The organism is Paenibacillus sp. FSL K6-1096, from assembly GCF_037977055.1.
Classification (GTDB): domain Bacteria; phylum Bacillota; class Bacilli; order Paenibacillales; family Paenibacillaceae; genus Paenibacillus_AQ.
In genome coordinates, this window is the sequence record NZ_CP150274.1 from 2,107,810 (window position 1) to 2,123,845 (window position 16,036).

The window sequence follows — 16,036 nt, forward strand, 5'->3', positions numbered from 1 at the left end:
GGCTTAATCGCCTGAAAACTGAATCCGAAACAGAAATCTGCGTTTGCCCTTGTTACGGGGCCCCCGGAAAGTACTCGGAATCCGCTTTGTCAGCGTCTTCTTCACTTTTTGGGGTAGTTTATTGGATAAGCCCTCGACCGATTAGTATTGGTCAGCTCCATGCATTGCTGCACTTCCACCTCCAACCTATCTACCTCGTCGTCTTCAAGGGGTCTTACATACTGGGAAATCTCATCTTGAGGGGGGCTTCACGCTTAGATGCTTTCAGCGCTTATCCCGTCCGTACGTAGCTACCCAGCCATGCTCCTGGCGGAACAACTGGTGCACCAGCGGTACGTCCATCCCGGTCCTCTCGTACTAAGGACAGCTCCTCTCAAATTTCCTGCGCCCACGACAGATAGGGACCGAACTGTCTCACGACGTTCTGAACCCAGCTCGCGTACCGCTTTAATGGGCGAACAGCCCAACCCTTGGGACCTACTTCAGCCCCAGGATGCGATGAGCCGACATCGAGGTGCCAAACCTCCCCGTCGATGTGGACTCTTGGGGGAGATAAGCCTGTTATCCCCAGGGTAGCTTTTATCCGTTGAGCGATGGCCCTTCCATGCGGTACCACCGGATCACTAAGTCCGACTTTCGTCCCTGCTCGACTTGTAGGTCTCGCAGTCAAGCTCCCTTCTGCCTTTGCACTCTTCGAATGATTTCCAACCATTCTGAGGGAACCTTTGAACGCCTCCGTTACTCTTTAGGAGGCGACCGCCCCAGTCAAACTGCCCGCCTGACACGGTCCCCGTACCCGCTTAGGGTACCAGGTTAGAACCTAGATACGATCAGGGTGGTATCCCAACGGCGCCTCCAGCGAAGCTTGCGCTCCGCTTTCCACGGCTCCCACCTATCCTGTACAGATCGTACCCAAATTCAATATCAAGCTGCAGTAAAGCTCCATGGGGTCTTTCCGTCTTGTCGCGGGTAACCTGCATCTTCACAGGTATTAAAATTTCACCGGATCTCTCGTTGAGACAGCGCCCAAGTCGTTACGCCATTCGTGCGGGTCAGAATTTACCTGACAAGGAATTTCGCTACCTTAGGACCGTTATAGTTACGGCCGCCGTTTACTGGGGCTTCGGTTCATAGCTTCGGGTTACCCCTAACCACTCCCCTTAACCTTCCAGCACCGGGCAGGCGTCAGCCCGTATACTTCGCCTTGCGGCTTCGCACAGACCTGTGTTTTTGCTAAACAGTCGCTTGGGCCTTTTCACTGCGGCCCCCTCGGGCTATTCACCCTACCGAGGCACCCCTTCTCCCGAAGTTACGGGGTCATTTTGCCGAGTTCCTTAACGAGAGTTCTTCCGCGCGCCTTAGAATTCTCTTCTCGCCTACCTGTGTCGGTTTGCGGTACGGGCACCTTCTCCTGACTAGAGGCTTTTCTTGGCAGTGTGAGATCATGACCTTCGCTACTGTAATTTTCGCTCCCCATCACAGCCCAGCCTTATGATGTGCGGATTTGCCTGCACACCAGCCTCACTGCTTAGACGGACATCCATCAGTCCGCGTCACTACCCTCCTGCGTCACCCCATCGCTCATAGCGGATTACGGTGGTACAGTAATTTCAAACTGTTGTCCTTCGACTACGCCTGTCGGCCTCGCCTTAGGTCCCGACTTACCCTGAGCGGACGAGCCTTCCTCAGGAAACCTTGGGCTTTCGGCGGATCAGATTCTCACTGATCTTTTCGTTACTCATACCGGCATTCTCACTTGTGTACTCTCCAGCGCTCCTTACGGTACACCTTCAACGTATACACAACGCTCCCCTACCCCTGATGCAAGCATCAAGCCATAGCTTCGGTGGTGTGTTTAGCCCCGTTACATTTTCGGCGCAGAGTCACTCGACCAGTGAGCTATTACGCACTCTTTCAATGGTGGCTGCTTCTAAGCCAACATCCTGGTTGTCTGTGCAACTCCACATCCTTTCCCACTTAACACACACTTGGGGACCTTAGCTGATGGTCTGGGCTGTTTCCCTTTTGACAATGGATCTTAGCACTCACTGTCTGACTCCCGGCAAGAAGTAAGTGGCATTCGGAGTTTGACTGAGCTTGGTAACCCTTGCGGGCCCCGCACCCAATCAGTGCTCTACCTCCACCACTCCATTCACCGAGGCTAGCCCTAAAGCTATTTCGGGGAGAACCAGCTATCTCCGAGTTCGATTGGAATTTCTCCGCTACCCCCACCTCATCCCCGCACTTTTCAACGTACGTGGGTTCGGGCCTCCAGTGCGTGTTACCGCACCTTCACCCTGGACAGGGGTAGATCACACGGTTTCGGGTCTACGCCCACATACTCAGTCGCCCTATTCAGACTCGCTTTCGCTGCGGCTCCGGCTTCTCACCTTAACCTTGCATGTTGAACGTAACTCGCCGGTTCATTCTACAAAAGGCACGCCATCATCCATATAGAGGACTCTGACTTTTTGTAAGCACACGGTTTCAGGTTCTATTTCACTCCCCTTCCGGGGTGCTTTTCACCTTTCCCTCACGGTACTGATTCACTATCGGTCGCCAGGTAGTATTTAGCCTTAGCAGATGGTCCTGCCGGATTCATACGGGGTTTCACGTGCCCCGCACTACTCGGGATCCGTCTCGGAGGGGTTAAACTTTTGGCTACAGGGCTTTTACCTCTATCGCGGGCCTTTCCAGACCTCTTCGCCTACCTTAACCTTTTGTAACTCCATGTGAGACGTCCCACAACCCCAAGGGGCAAGCCCCTTGGTTTAGGCTGTTCCGCGTTCGCTCGCCGCTACTGACGGAATCACTATTGTTTTCTCTTCCTCAGGGTACTTAGATGTTTCAGTTCCCCTGGTCTGCCTCTACGTATCCTATGTATTCAGATACGAGTAACTGTGCATTACCACAGCTGGGTTTCCCCATTCGGACACCCCCGGATCAAAGCTTGCTTACAGCTCCCCGAGGCAGTTTCGTTGTTCGCCACGTCCTTCGTCGGCTCCTGGCGCCTAGGCATCCTCCGTGTGCTCTTAATAGCTTAACCAATGCGTTTTCCGGTAGGAAAATCGCTCAGCATTACTAAATTTAAACTTGCTTACACAAGTTCAGCTTAAAGGAATGTTCTAAAACGCAAATTCGTTTCGGTATCCAGTTTTCAAGGATCAAGGTTCTTACCTTTGAGAGCTTAAACTCTCAAAACTGACCAACGAGTGAGTAACTAGCCGACCGGCTAGATTTCAAATTTGAATGTCTTCATCGCAGAAGACGATTCTCCATAGAAAGGAGGTGATCCAGCCGCACCTTCCGATACGGCTACCTTGTTACGACTTCACCCCAATCATCTACCCCACCTTCGGCGGCTGGCTCCCTTGCGGGTTACCCCACCGACTTCGGGTGTTGTAAACTCTCGTGGTGTGACGGGCGGTGTGTACAAGACCCGGGAACGTATTCACCGCGGCATGCTGATCCGCGATTACTAGCAATTCCGACTTCATGCAGGCGAGTTGCAGCCTGCAATCCGAACTGAGACCGGCTTTGCTGGGATTGGCTCCACCTCGCGGCTTCGCTTCCCGTTGTACCGGCCATTGTAGTACGTGTGTAGCCCAGGTCATAAGGGGCATGATGATTTGACGTCATCCCCACCTTCCTCCGGTTTGTCACCGGCAGTCACTCTAGAGTGCCCAGCACAACCTGCTGGCAACTAAAGTCAAGGGTTGCGCTCGTTGCGGGACTTAACCCAACATCTCACGACACGAGCTGACGACAACCATGCACCACCTGTCTCAACTTTCCCCGAAGGGCACCTGATGCATCTCTGCTTCGTTAGTTGGATGTCAAGACCTGGTAAGGTTCTTCGCGTTGCTTCGAATTAAACCACATACTCCACTGCTTGTGCGGGTCCCCGTCAATTCCTTTGAGTTTCAGTCTTGCGACCGTACTCCCCAGGCGGAGTGCTTACTGTGTTAACTTCGGCACCAAGGGTATCGAAACCCCTAACACCTAGCACTCATCGTTTACGGCGTGGACTACCAGGGTATCTAATCCTGTTTGCTCCCCACGCTTTCGCGCCTCAGCGTCAGTTACAGCCCAGAAAGTCGCCTTCGCCACTGGTGTTCCTCCACATCTCTACGCATTTCACCGCTACACGTGGAATTCCACTTTCCTCTTCTGTACTCAAGCCACCCAGTTTCCAGTGCGACCCCAGGTTGAGCCCAAGGTTTAAACACCAGACTTAAATAGCCGCCTGCGCGCGCTTTACGCCCAATAATTCCGGACAACGCTTGCCCCCTACGTATTACCGCGGCTGCTGGCACGTAGTTAGCCGGGGCTTTCTTCTCAGGTACCGTCACTCCGGCAGCAGTTACTCTACCGGACGTTCTTCCCTGGCAACAGAGCTTTACGATCCGAAAACCTTCATCACTCACGCGGCGTTGCTCCGTCAGGCTGTCGCCCATTGCGGAAGATTCCCTACTGCTGCCTCCCGTAGGAGTCTGGGCCGTGTCTCAGTCCCAGTGTGGCCGTTCACCCTCTCAGGTCGGCTACGCATCGTCGCCTTGGTGGGCCGTTACCCCGCCAACTAGCTAATGCGCCGCAGGCCCATCCCCAAGCGGCAGATTGCTCCGCCTTTCATTCTTCCCTCAGGAGAGGAAAGAGATTATCCGGTATTAGCTACCGTTTCCGGTAGTTATCCCAGTCTTAGGGGCAGGTTGCCTACGTGTTACTCACCCGTCCGCCGCTAAGCCAAGTTGGAAGCAAGCTTCCAACAAGACTCCGCTCGACTTGCATGTATTAGGCACGCCGCCAGCGTTCGTCCTGAGCCAGGATCAAACTCTCCAATTAGGACGCCTACCGAAGTAAGCGCTTATAGAAAGAGCGATAGCTCATTTTGAAACATCTGACGAGAATTTACATTCTCTAATTTGGAATCACCGAGGTGATTTCCGATACTCACTCGTTGTTCAGTTTTCAAAGATCAAGCTCGTTGTCGGCGGTCATTATCTCGTCACCAGCAACTTTTATAATATACCATGATTCTCATCCGAATGCAATATTTTTATTTAAGAAATTCATTGCATCCTTCAAAGCTACTTGTTCCAATCGGCTTAATGGATATAGATCCTGCGACTGGATGTATAATATACCATGGGTTACAACCCTAAACAATACTCAATTTTTACCATTTTGGATGTAATTCCATAGACCCCATAGGATTACTACCCATGACTTCCTGCCTGTATCCCCTATCTTGCTCGTTCCAAAACAGCATACAAAAGAGCAGCAGATCCCCTCATAATGCAGGACCTGCCGCTCTCTAACCATCCCGGATGTTTAATTGGGCGCCCAAGGACTACTATTCTTTTTAGAAGTGCTGGTACGTTCACCAGTACTCTGAGATGTACGCGGTTTAGAAGCTGTTTTGTTCTTGGATGCCGTTGTGTGGCCGGAGGTCTTCGCTTTTGCCGCTCCTGATTTGGAAGCTCCCCCTTTGCTTGCTTTCGCCTCTTTCGCGGGAACAGCTTCGGCACTCGCTTGTACCGGACTGTCTGCAGCCGTCTCCTCCGGCGCAAGCTCGGGAACCTGAATCTCAGGTACACGGTTATGCGCAAAATTCTCCATTCCCGGATATGCCGGATACGGCGGAATATTTGAGACCATCGGCTGCTCATACATAGGTGATGCCATATTTGGCATGGAATTCATCCCGCCTGCGTATGGCGACACCATTCCCGTCTGGGGCATGGCATACATGGGATATGGATTATACATCGGCTGTTCATACGGATAAGGTTGAACCGCCATGCCACCGCAGCCGCAATTAGGCCAAGGCAGGCTAACCTGCTCGCCCTGATACTGCGGAGCAAAGGACATATTATCATTTGCAGGGCTGACAGCGGACATATTCACATTGTTATAGTCCGGCGCAACATTAGGATACCATGCTCCGAGGTACTGATTAGCCGGATAAGGAGGGCAGTCCGGCATGAATGCCGCAGGCTGAACATAGCCGGGAGCATTATTATTATCCATTACCGCCATAGGCTCATACATCGGATAGACCGGCGCGTAATTCATGAAATACGGATTCTCGTTCAGACCGGGGTACCCGTCACCCTTACCGCATGAGGAGCCTTTGCCGTCATTCCAGGCAGCGGGCTGAATGTTAGTTTTATGGGCTTCTTTGGTTTTCTCATAGACCGGTGCCTCTTGCGGCGGGACAGAGATCTGTACATATAAGCTCTGCTTCTCATGGACGATTTCCTGAACCGGCATGACCTCCGGTGCTTTCGGTGGCGGGTTGGGAGCCGGATTAGGTGCAGGCGCAGAGATCGGGACCGGCACCGCTTCTGCAGCAGGAGAGACCGGAGCCGGCTTCTCAATGACACCTGTGTAGGTTTTTCCGCCAATTGCGGTTTTGTCTACAACTGCCGGAGCAGTAGATTGAGGCTTGACGGGAACATTATTATCTTTCACAGGAGCTGTAGATTGAGGCAGAATGGAAGCTGTGTTGTCTTTGGCAGGTGGTGTGGACTGAGCTTGAATAGGCGCAGTACTCACCTTCTTCGGAATGTTCACCACTTCACCTGTCATCAACGCATTGGGATTCTTCAGCTGCGGGTTGGCGTCAATCATATCCTTCAGCGTAATTCCCCACGCCTTGGACAGCTTCCACAGGGTATCCCCCTGTTTGACAGTGTGCTTGTAATAGATATCATTATTATCCGGTACAGGTACGGGTGCTGCCGGGATCTTGACCTTGTCTCCGACAGCAAGCACATCAGGATTCGCGATCTGCGGATTGGCCTCAATGATCTTGGACAACGGTACTCCATACTTCTGGGATAATGCGAACAGCGTATCGCCTTGCTTGACAATGTGTATTTTCACGCAGCATTTACCTCCTAGGTATTCTATTCATCGGCGTTGCACCCCGGTTCAGGGATGATAGCCCTCCAGCATCGGTAATTGCGGTACAGCCGCCTCCTTCGTTACTACATCTTATGCAGCCCATAGGCGAATGACATCCCTATATGCAAAAAAAATCCTTCCATGCTTGGCATGAAAGGATTGTGCTCTATTCTACGATCTTAGCAGGCGCCGCTCTATTCCCAGACCTTGTAGCCGTCTTTGTCGACCACATTGCGGAATTCTTCCAGCAATTGCAGCGTGATCGGCCCGGCGTGGCCGGAGCCAATGACACGTCCGTCAATCTCACGGGCGGCAATGACCTCTGCTGCAGTACCGGTGAAGAAGACTTCATCGGCGATATACACGTCATGCATGGTGAACGGCTCTTCCTTAAGCGGCAGCCCCAGCTTCGCACACAGCTCGATGATGGCCAGACGCGTAATTCCTTCCAGAGCGCCTAAGTAGCATGGCGGCGTGTAGACAACCCCTCTTTTGATAATGAAAATGTTGTCGCCTGACCCTTCCGTTACATAACCCTGGGCATTCATCATAATCGCTTCATCGGCTTCCGCCAGATTCGACTGGATCTTCACCAGAATGTTGTTGAGATAGTTCAGCGATTTGATCTTCGGATTCAGCGCATCCGGGAGATTGCGGCGCTGGGATACCGAAACGGCCCGCAGCCCGTTCAGATAAGCCTGCTCAGGATAGATCGCCAGCTGCTCGACAATGATAATTACACTTGCCTTCGGACAGCGGCGCGGGTCCAATCCCAGGTTGCCGGGACCGCGCGATACAATCAGCCGGATGTATCCGTTGCGCATATCGTTAAGGCGGATGGTCTCAGCCATCGCCTCCAGCATCTCGTCATAGGTCAGCGGGATGTCCAGCATAATCGACTTCGCTGAATCGTACAGCCTGTCCAGGTGCTCTTTGCACTTGAAGATATTGCCGTTATAAATACGGATACCCTCAAAAATCCCGTCTCCATATAAAAAGCCGTGATCGAATACGGACACCATTGCCTTGTCCTTTGTTACATGTTGTCCATCCAGATAGATCCATTGCTCCGCCATGAACTTACTGCACCTCCGCTTTCTCTTCCTCATAGGTGTATGTGGGATAAGACCCCAGAATCCGTACCTGACAGCCCAACGCTTTGATCTCTTCGATCGCCCCGGGCAGCAGAACCGATTCTATCGGCTCCAGCACATCAATATAGAAATAATAAGTACCCAGCTTCTTCTTCGTCGGCCGTGATTCGATGCGGGACAGGTTCAGCTTACGCCACGAAAAGGCAGCCAGCACCTGATGCAACGCACCGGGAAAATCCTCAGGCAGCGTGACCAGGATACTGGTCTTATCGCCGCTGCTCTGCTTCGGAAGCTCCGGCTTCTCCTGACCGACGAGTACAAACCGCGTATAGTTGTTATTATGATCCGTAATCTGCCGCTGCACAACCTCCAGTCCATGAGTGGCCGCCCCAAGCAAGGTGCCGATAGCCGCCCAGCCTTTGCCGGGATTGGCCTTCACAATCTCTACAGCCTCGGAGGTGCTTCCTACAGACTCCAGCTCAGCCCACGGTATCTCCTTACGGATAAACTGCGTGCACTGCGCCATAGCAACCGGATGGGAGAGAATTCGAACCACCTTCTGGTAATCCTTCTCCCCGCCTGTACCGGTGAATTCCTGCGGATGGCCGATCAGATTCTGAATCGAGGGGTAAATCCACTCCGCCTGCATCGGCAGATCCACTTCATTAATGAGCCAGTCAATATGCAGGCTGACCGAGCCTTCAATCGTGTTCTCAATCGGAATTACACTATAGTCGGTAACCCCGTTTGCCGTGGACAGGAAGACATCGGAGATCAGCTTATGATGCTCAATCTGAACAGGGGTATCGCCGAATAAATGCAGCAGCGCTTCATGCGAGACAGAGCCCTGTGGCAATAACGCTATCGATTTCATGAATGCAGTTCTCCTTTTATCATGTCCAAAAATGTTCCGTTTGACCTCCCGCTCCGCTCCAGCAGCTCCGCAGTAACGCCTGCTGTACACGGAGACAGCCATACGGTCCGGGAAGTGATGCCATGCTCCTGCATCGTCCGGGTCAGAAACAGCTCCAGCTCCTGCTTCCGCGACTCCTTGCGGTCCACCATGCACAGCAGTGTCGGTCCTGCACCGCTGAGCGCAATGCCCAGTGCACCGTGGCCGGGCGCTTCCGCCAGCAGCTTCTCCATTCCCGGCACCAGGGGAGCGCGGTAGGGCTGATGCAGCCGGTCCTGCATGGCAGTGCCCAGCAGGTCCAACCGGCCGGCGGCCAGGGCTGCTGTAAGCAGCGAGGTGCGGCTGATATTATGAACCGCATCGCTCATGGTAATCTCCGCAGGCAGCGCCTCTCTGGCCTTGACGGTCTCCAGCTCGAATTCAGGAATGACCACCAGGAATTCCAGCTCCTGCGGCGGCTCAATGCGGATATAATCGGCATGTCCGCCATCCCACACGGCTGTAATAATGCCGCCGAACAGCGAGGCCCCGACATTGTCGGGATGCTTCTCGATCGCTGTAGCCATATCGAACAGCTTCGCCGGACTAAGCGGTGAACCTATCATAGCATTAGCCGCAGCCAGTGCGCCAACAATGGCGGAAGCGCTGCTGCCAAGCCCGCGGGTCAGCGGAATGTCCGAATACATGGAGATGGACAGCTCAGGAATGTGAACCCCCGCTTCCGCAAATACCATCTGGGCAACCTTGTAGAGCAGATTGCTTTTGTCCCGGGGAAGGCCTGACATCTCATCTCCGTACAGATGGAATACGGTACTCTCCGCCTCCTCCATTTCGATCCAGGCATACAGCGTCAGAGCCATGCCCAGCGTATCGAAGCCCGGACCGAGATTGGCAGTGCTGGCCGGGACTTTCACTCTAGACCTTCCGTAATTGCTCATAGCAGGTAAATCTCCTTCATTATATTTGCGCGCAGCTGCTGCATTCAAGGGGCATTCTCCGCTTACCCTTCAACACGGTAATGGCTCTTGATGCGGTGAATCACATTCAGCTGCTCCAGATGCCGCAGAACCTTATTCATGCTGGCTCTGCTGGCATTATGCGTGACGATGATGATCTCGGCATCGGGGTTATTCGGATTAGCCTGCTGGACGACAGAATCCAGACTAACCTCGTATTCGGCAAACACCTGTGTGATCTTCGCCAGTACCCCGGCCTTGTCGTCGACATGAAGCAGCAGGAAGTTTTTGTAGAAAATATCCTCATCGCTCTTCAGCTTCTTCTGCTTATACGGAACAATCTGCTTGAGCCCGTTCACACCCAGCTTCAGATTCTTGATAACCGCTACGAGATCGGCCACAATCGAGGTAGCCGTAGGCATCGCGCCTGCTCCCGCACCGTAGAACATCGTCTCCCCTACCGCTTCGCCGTAGACATATACCGCGTTGAACACGCCGTTCACGGAGGCAATCGGGTGGTTCTTACGGATCATCGTAGGCTGGACGCTGATGCTGAATTCTTCATCCTGGCGGTCAGCGATGCCGAGCAGCTTCATCTCATACCCCAGCCGTTTGGCAAAAGCGATATCCTCCTTGCTCACTCCGGAAATCCCGCTCACACTGACATCGCTCAGCTCCACGTTCGTGCGGAAGCCAAGTGTACCCAGAATGGCCATCTTGCGGGCGGCATCCAGCCCCTCCACATCAGAGGTCGGATCGGATTCGGCATACCCCAGCTCCTGCGCTTCCCGGAGGACATCGGCGTAAGAAGCGCCTTCCTGGCTCATTTTGCTAAGTATGTAGTTGGTGGTTCCGTTGACAATCCCCATAATCTTCGTGATTCTGTCTGAGGAGAACCCTTCGATCAATGTGCGGATGATCGGAATCCCTCCGGCTACACTGGCCTCATAGAACACATCACACTGCTTCTCCTGTGCCTTGGCCAGAATCTCCGAGCCGTGCAGGGCCATCAGGTCCTTGTTGGCGGTGACGATATGCTTGCCGCGCTCCAGTGCCTCCAGGATGTATTCCTTCGTGCCGGCGATCCCGCCCATTACCTCGACAATGACATCAATCTCCGGATCACGGATCACCACCCACGGATCATCGGTAACCCTCGACGGGTCCACTTCGACCTCCCGCGGCTTCTCGGTATTCTTCACGGCAATCCGTTCAATCACAATCGGCGAGCCGACCTGGCTGCTCAGATCCTCCTGATTCCCTTCAACAATACGGACAACGCCCGTTCCTACCGTACCCAGACCGAGCAATCCTACTCTAACCGGCTTCATTCGTATCCCTCACCCCTGACCAATAATTAACGCCCGCTTCACACCCGGAATTGCCTTGAGGCTATCCAGCAAATCCCCCAGCTCTTCATTCAGATGGGAAATCTCGATGGAAATGACCACGTTGGCCCGCCCCTGCAGCGGTATGCTCTGATGAATCGTCAGCACGTTAGCCCCGTGGACCGCTACGGAACCGAGTACCTTGGACAGCATCCCCGACTCATGCTCCAGATCAATCGAGATCGTAACGATACGTTCGCGTTCGAGCTGATGAATCAAGTGTATCCCGTCTTTGTACTTATAAAAAGCACTGCGGCTAAGCCCGACCTGCTCCACACCCTCATGAACCGTCTTGGCATCCCCTGCTTCGAGCAGCTGCTTGACCTGCATGGTCTTCAGCACAGCATCGGGCAATATGTCCTCCCGGACCAAATAATAGCGTTCTTTCACGAACGTCCTCACCCCAAAGACTTTTGTGTGTACATAGTGGACATTATACGGGATGACCGGCCTTTATGGCAATAACTTTTATTGAGAAGTGTATAGAAAAGACTGCCCCTTCCATCATCAGGAGGAACAGTCTGTTATACCGGGATCAGCCGTATGCGATCGTTGTGCCGCAGTACTCACAGGTTGTGGACTGGCCGGGCGCTACAGTGTTCTGGGCACCGCAGCCCGGACACCGCACCGATTTCGGCAGCTGCTGCGGCCCCCGCTGCTGTTGGTGCAGCCCGCCGGCAGGCGGTGAGAACGGGGATGAAGCCGCCTGGCCACCCTGTGCTGCCGGAGCAGCCTCATCCGCCCCTTCGTGAAAGAGGAGGCCGGAATCCAGCAGCCCGTACTTTTGAAGATAGAGCAGGTCTCTGTTCACATCTGCTTCGCTCTGACCGGTCCGGTCCGCCAGATCCCCGGTGTAGCGCACTCTCTCAACCTTGATCAGGTTTACATACTGATTGGCGAGCTGAGAGAAGCGGAATCTGGCTTTGGCTGCGGTTCTGGCAAATACGGCCGCGGGCAACAGCGTAATCAATGAGATCATTATTAATATTCCAATCAACGTACCAATATCAATCCCGTCTTCACTGAAGATGGAATAGAAGACAAAACCCAGCAGCTGCACGAAGCCGCCCACAAACACATGATACAACAGATTATAGTTGGCAGCCTTGCGGTAATTTTTGTAATGGCTCGTAATCATGCGCAGCAGCGCAAGCACAAACCCCAGCGGCATAAACAGATAACCGATGCCTGTGATCACAATATCCTTATTATTCCCCTCATATACGGGCAGGCCGTCAGATGGTTGGCCGGCCCGGCCCGGCAAGAGCCCGCCCGGCTGATTCCCTGTCCCCATTGCTTGCTATTCCTCCTATTTAAGCGCTGCGAGCTCCAGGTTACGGCGCGCAAGCGTACTGGCAATACTAGTCGTTAATTCCTCTGTCTCCACATCCCAGTCGGCTGGCAGCTCCTTCAGTACCAGCAGCAGCGCAACGTGGTCGTGCAGCAGTGAAAGCTGCTGGCGGAGGATGTCTTCGGTTGCGGATAGCCCCGGCCTGGATACCGGATCGCTATAACGGAACTTCTCCGTCAGCTCATCTAACAGCGAGGCCAGCCGGCCGGCTTCAGGATGCTGCCAGCTACGGGCGATCATGCTGATTTCCTGCAGCTCCTGACGGTGAGCGCTCAGATGCCGCGCGCCGTCTTGCGCCTTCCGTTCGCCGGACGCAGCATTTAAGCCATGTACTCCAACTGCTGCAAGCACAGTCGCAGCAGCAAGCAGGACCACCAACTGTATTCCCGCATACCAGAGCAGGTACAGCTCCAATATCCAATCCAGCATTATAGCTAAAGCCAGCACACTGGCTACATACAAGGCTAAGAATATGGCCCCGCTGATCCATACAGGCGAAGTCCGGCTGGCCTTACGTGCGCTGCGCAACCACATCAGGGCATACCCGTACACCACCGTCTCCGCAATACATACGGCCAGCAGCGACACCATGAACCGCATGGGCTCGGAGAGCCCCAGTGTAAAGAAGGAGATAACAGTCCCTGCCAATACAGCAATATATATGCCCGTAATCAGACCCGCATAAGACCTGCTCTTCTCCATACGGCTCACCCGCTAACCGCTCTGGTGCCGCATTCATCGCAGAACTTCTGTCCCGGCTCCAGCTCATGCCCGCAGCCCGTGCATTTGAGAACCAGCCCCGCGCCGCAATGCTGGCAGAACTTCGCGCCGGGCGTGACGGCTTGCCCGCAGCTATGGCAGGCAGCGCCCGCTGCGGGCACCGGCTGCAGCGGTTGTCCGCAGCCGGTGCAGAAGCGCGCATCCGCCGGGTTCACGGTCCCGCAGCCTGCGCAGGACTTGCCGGAGGTGCCGGAACCGGCGCCGCCTGCATTGCCGCCCGTACCGCCGTCCAGTGACATACTGCGGGTGATTCTCGCTACGATCTCTGCCGCAGGCCCCGCCATACCCATACCCATGCCCAGACCCAGGCCGGCATTCATCATCCCAACCCCCGCATTGCCCGGATTGCCGGCCGCCTCCTCCATCGTATCGAAGCTGCGTTCCTGCTGATAGGTGAAGCCGATGATGTCCATCTCCGCCTTCTTGGCCAGTGCTTCCTTCAGCCGCACGGTCGCCGGATCATCATCCGGGATATTGATGGAGTCAATATAGAAGTTATTGAGTTCAATGCCGCTATCCTGAAACGACGGAGCCAGCCTTCCCTGGATATGCTTTGAAATCTCGACGACATAGGCATTGATCTCCAGAATGCTGATCTTACGGTGAACCAGATAAGAAGAGATCAATTCGTTAATGTTGGACATCAGCAGCCCGCGGAAATAATTCACCATCGTGTCCTGATCGAAGACCGGCAGTGTTCCTACGAGCTTGAGCAGGAATTTGCGGGGGTCCTCAATACGGACGCCGAATTGCCCGAAAGCCCGCACAGCCACCATCACCTTATACTTCGGGTCCTGCAGCTGGAGCGGGGAGCTCGTTCCCCACTTGACGTTCATGGAATTCATCTTGTTCACGAACCAGACTTCTGCCGTGAACGGAGATTTGCCACCGAACGGCAGGTTCACCACATTCGACAGAATCGGTATATTGGCTGTGCTCAGGGTGTGGCGGCCGGCTGTAAAAGAATCCAGCGCCTCTCCGCCCTTGAACAGAATCGCCTCCTGTGATTCATTGACGATCAGTTGAGTCCAGGTGCCCAGCTCCTGATTCGGATATTTCCAGGCGAACACTCCGGGAGGTCCGTCATATTTGACTACTTCAATAATTGCCATCCGTCCATTCCCTCTTTCTTGACAGGTATGTATGATATACGCAGCTTTCGCCCTTAAGGTTCAACCGGGGAGAAATTACTCCTTCTGATTGTAGTACAATTCATAGGAATAGATAAAGCAGACTTTTACAAAATAACCCCAAAACAAATCAAAAAAAAGGCTGCATCCCCCTCGCGGAAAGATACAGCCGGTGACACATCTCTGATTAATCAATCAATAGTAACTGCTGTTCTCGACAAACTCGAATTCGAAATCGCCGATCCGCACAATGGTTCCCTCTACCGCACCGCGTCTGCGCAACTCGGCATCTACGCCCATATGGCGCAGGGTGCGGGCCAGCTTCAGAATAGCGTCATGCGTGCTTAGCTGCATCCGCTTCAGCATCCGTTCAATCCGCGGGCTAGTGACCACGAACGCCTCATTATCGCGGGTAATCGTGAATGAATTATCATCCTCCGCTTCCAGCTTGTATACCTTGCGTTCTGTGGTCTCCGCCACTTCTTCCACCACCGGCGCCACCGGAATGCTGTCCAGAAGATCCGCCGCCCGGTAGAGCAGCTCCTGAATCCCTTGACGGGTCAGCGAGGAGATCGGCATAATCTCCAGGTCCGGGCGAAGCTCTGCCACCCGCTCACGGAACGCCGCCAGGTTCTCCTCCGAGTCCGGCATATCCATCTTGTTCGCTGCGACAATCTGCGGGCGGTCCATCAGAGCCGCGTTATATTGCTTCAGCTCATCGTTAATTAACACCCAGTCTTCAAAAGGATCACGGCCCTCTGAGCCGGACATATCCACGACATGAATGATAACACGCGTACGTTCAACGTGACGCAGGAACTCATGTCCCAGTCCCACACCTTCACTCGCTCCTTCAATCAGCCCCGGCAGATCCGCCATCACGAAGCTGCGGCTGTCCCCCACATCCACAACGCCCAAATTCGGGGTAATCGTTGTGAAGTGATACGCCCCGATCTTCGGCTGGGCGGCAGACACCACAGACAGCAAGGTCGATTTGCCTACGCTCGGGAAGCCTACCAGGCCTACGTCAGCCATTACCTTAAGTTCCATGACCACGTACCGCTCCTGGCCCTCTTCGCCGTTCTCGGCAAGCTCCGGCGCTGTGTTGGAGGCCGTTGCGAACCGGACGTTCCCCCGGCCGCCCCGGCCGCCGCGGGCCACCACGACCTGCTGGCCGTGACGGGTCATATCGGCAATGATCTCCTGCGTATCGTCATCGATCAGGAGCGTGCCCGGTGGAATCCGCACAATCAGATGCTCGGCGTTCGCCCCGTGCTGGCTTTTGTTGCGGCCCTTTACGCCGCGGTCGGCCTTGAAGTGCCGCTGATACCGGAAATCCATCAGGGTGCGCAGCCCTTCATCCACCCGGAAGATGACGTCTCCTCCGCGGCCTCCATCGCCGCCGGCCGGTCCGCCTTCCGGCACATATTTCTCCCGGCGGAACGCTACGAGGCCGTCTCCGCCGTCTCCGCCTTTTACATAAATCTTCGCTTTATCTACGAACATGAATGTTCA

General features: G+C 54.3%; 10 protein-coding genes and 2 rRNA genes. All 12 read right to left on the bottom strand.

What is annotated here, in order from left to right; genetic code table 11:
* Positions 1-121 precede the first annotated feature (121 nt).
* The 12 genes from MHI24_RS09235 to obgE all read right to left on the bottom strand — a co-directional run bounded on the left by MHI24_RS09235 (position 122) and on the right by obgE (position 16,027).
* Positions 122-3,046: ribosomal RNA gene (locus MHI24_RS09235) — 23S ribosomal RNA — on the bottom strand.
* Positions 3,047-3,281: 235 nt separating this feature from the next.
* Positions 3,282-4,842, bottom strand: a 16S ribosomal RNA gene (locus MHI24_RS09240).
* The 16S and 23S rRNA genes sit together here, the layout of an rRNA operon.
* A 489-nt stretch (positions 4,843-5,331) precedes the next feature.
* Positions 5,332-6,888: a LysM peptidoglycan-binding domain-containing protein gene (locus MHI24_RS09245; protein ID WP_340025338.1), complete on the bottom strand. Its 1,557-nt coding sequence runs from the start codon at positions 6,886-6,888 to the stop codon at positions 5,332-5,334.
* A gap of 215 nt (positions 6,889-7,103) precedes the next feature.
* Entirely contained in the window at positions 7,104-7,985 is an 882-nt protein-coding gene (gene ilvE / locus MHI24_RS09250; RefSeq protein ID WP_340025339.1) for a branched-chain-amino-acid transaminase, read from the bottom strand.
* 4 nt (positions 7,986-7,989) lie between these two features.
* Positions 7,990-8,877: a prephenate dehydratase gene (gene pheA, locus MHI24_RS09255; protein WP_340025340.1), complete on the bottom strand. Its 888-nt coding sequence runs from the start codon at positions 8,875-8,877 to the stop codon at positions 7,990-7,992.
* Positions 8,874-9,854: a homoserine kinase gene (gene thrB, locus MHI24_RS09260; RefSeq protein ID WP_340025341.1), complete on the bottom strand. Its 981-nt coding sequence runs from the start codon at positions 9,852-9,854 to the stop codon at positions 8,874-8,876. The genes pheA and thrB overlap by 4 nt, the downstream gene beginning before the upstream one ends.
* A 62-nt stretch (positions 9,855-9,916) precedes the next feature.
* A complete protein-coding gene (locus MHI24_RS09265; protein WP_340025342.1) occupies positions 9,917-11,203 on the bottom strand; it encodes a homoserine dehydrogenase in 1,287 nt (428 codons plus the stop codon).
* A gap of 9 nt (positions 11,204-11,212) precedes the next feature.
* Complete coding sequence (locus tag MHI24_RS09270; protein ID WP_238652073.1) at positions 11,213-11,650, bottom strand: ACT domain-containing protein; 438 nt, start codon at positions 11,648-11,650, stop codon at positions 11,213-11,215.
* Between the two features lie 145 nt (positions 11,651-11,795).
* The gene (locus tag MHI24_RS09275; RefSeq protein ID WP_340025343.1) at positions 11,796-12,554 is read right to left on the bottom strand and encodes a hypothetical protein; all 759 of its coding nucleotides are present in this window, start codon (positions 12,552-12,554) and stop codon (positions 11,796-11,798) included.
* Positions 12,555-12,569: 15 nt separating this feature from the next.
* Complete coding sequence (locus MHI24_RS09280) at positions 12,570-13,313, bottom strand: hypothetical protein (protein WP_340025344.1); 744 nt, start codon at positions 13,311-13,313, stop codon at positions 12,570-12,572.
* A gap of 5 nt (positions 13,314-13,318) precedes the next feature.
* Positions 13,319-14,503 carry an SPFH domain-containing protein gene (locus MHI24_RS09285; protein WP_340025345.1) on the bottom strand — a complete coding sequence of 395 codons (1,185 nt, stop codon included), beginning with the start codon at positions 14,501-14,503 and terminating at the stop codon, positions 13,319-13,321.
* A 213-nt stretch (positions 14,504-14,716) separates the two neighbouring features.
* On the bottom strand, positions 14,717-16,027 hold the full coding sequence (gene obgE / locus MHI24_RS09290; RefSeq protein ID WP_340025346.1) for a GTPase ObgE: 1,311 nt from the start codon (positions 16,025-16,027) through the stop codon (positions 14,717-14,719).
* Positions 16,028-16,036: the final 9 nt, after the last annotated feature.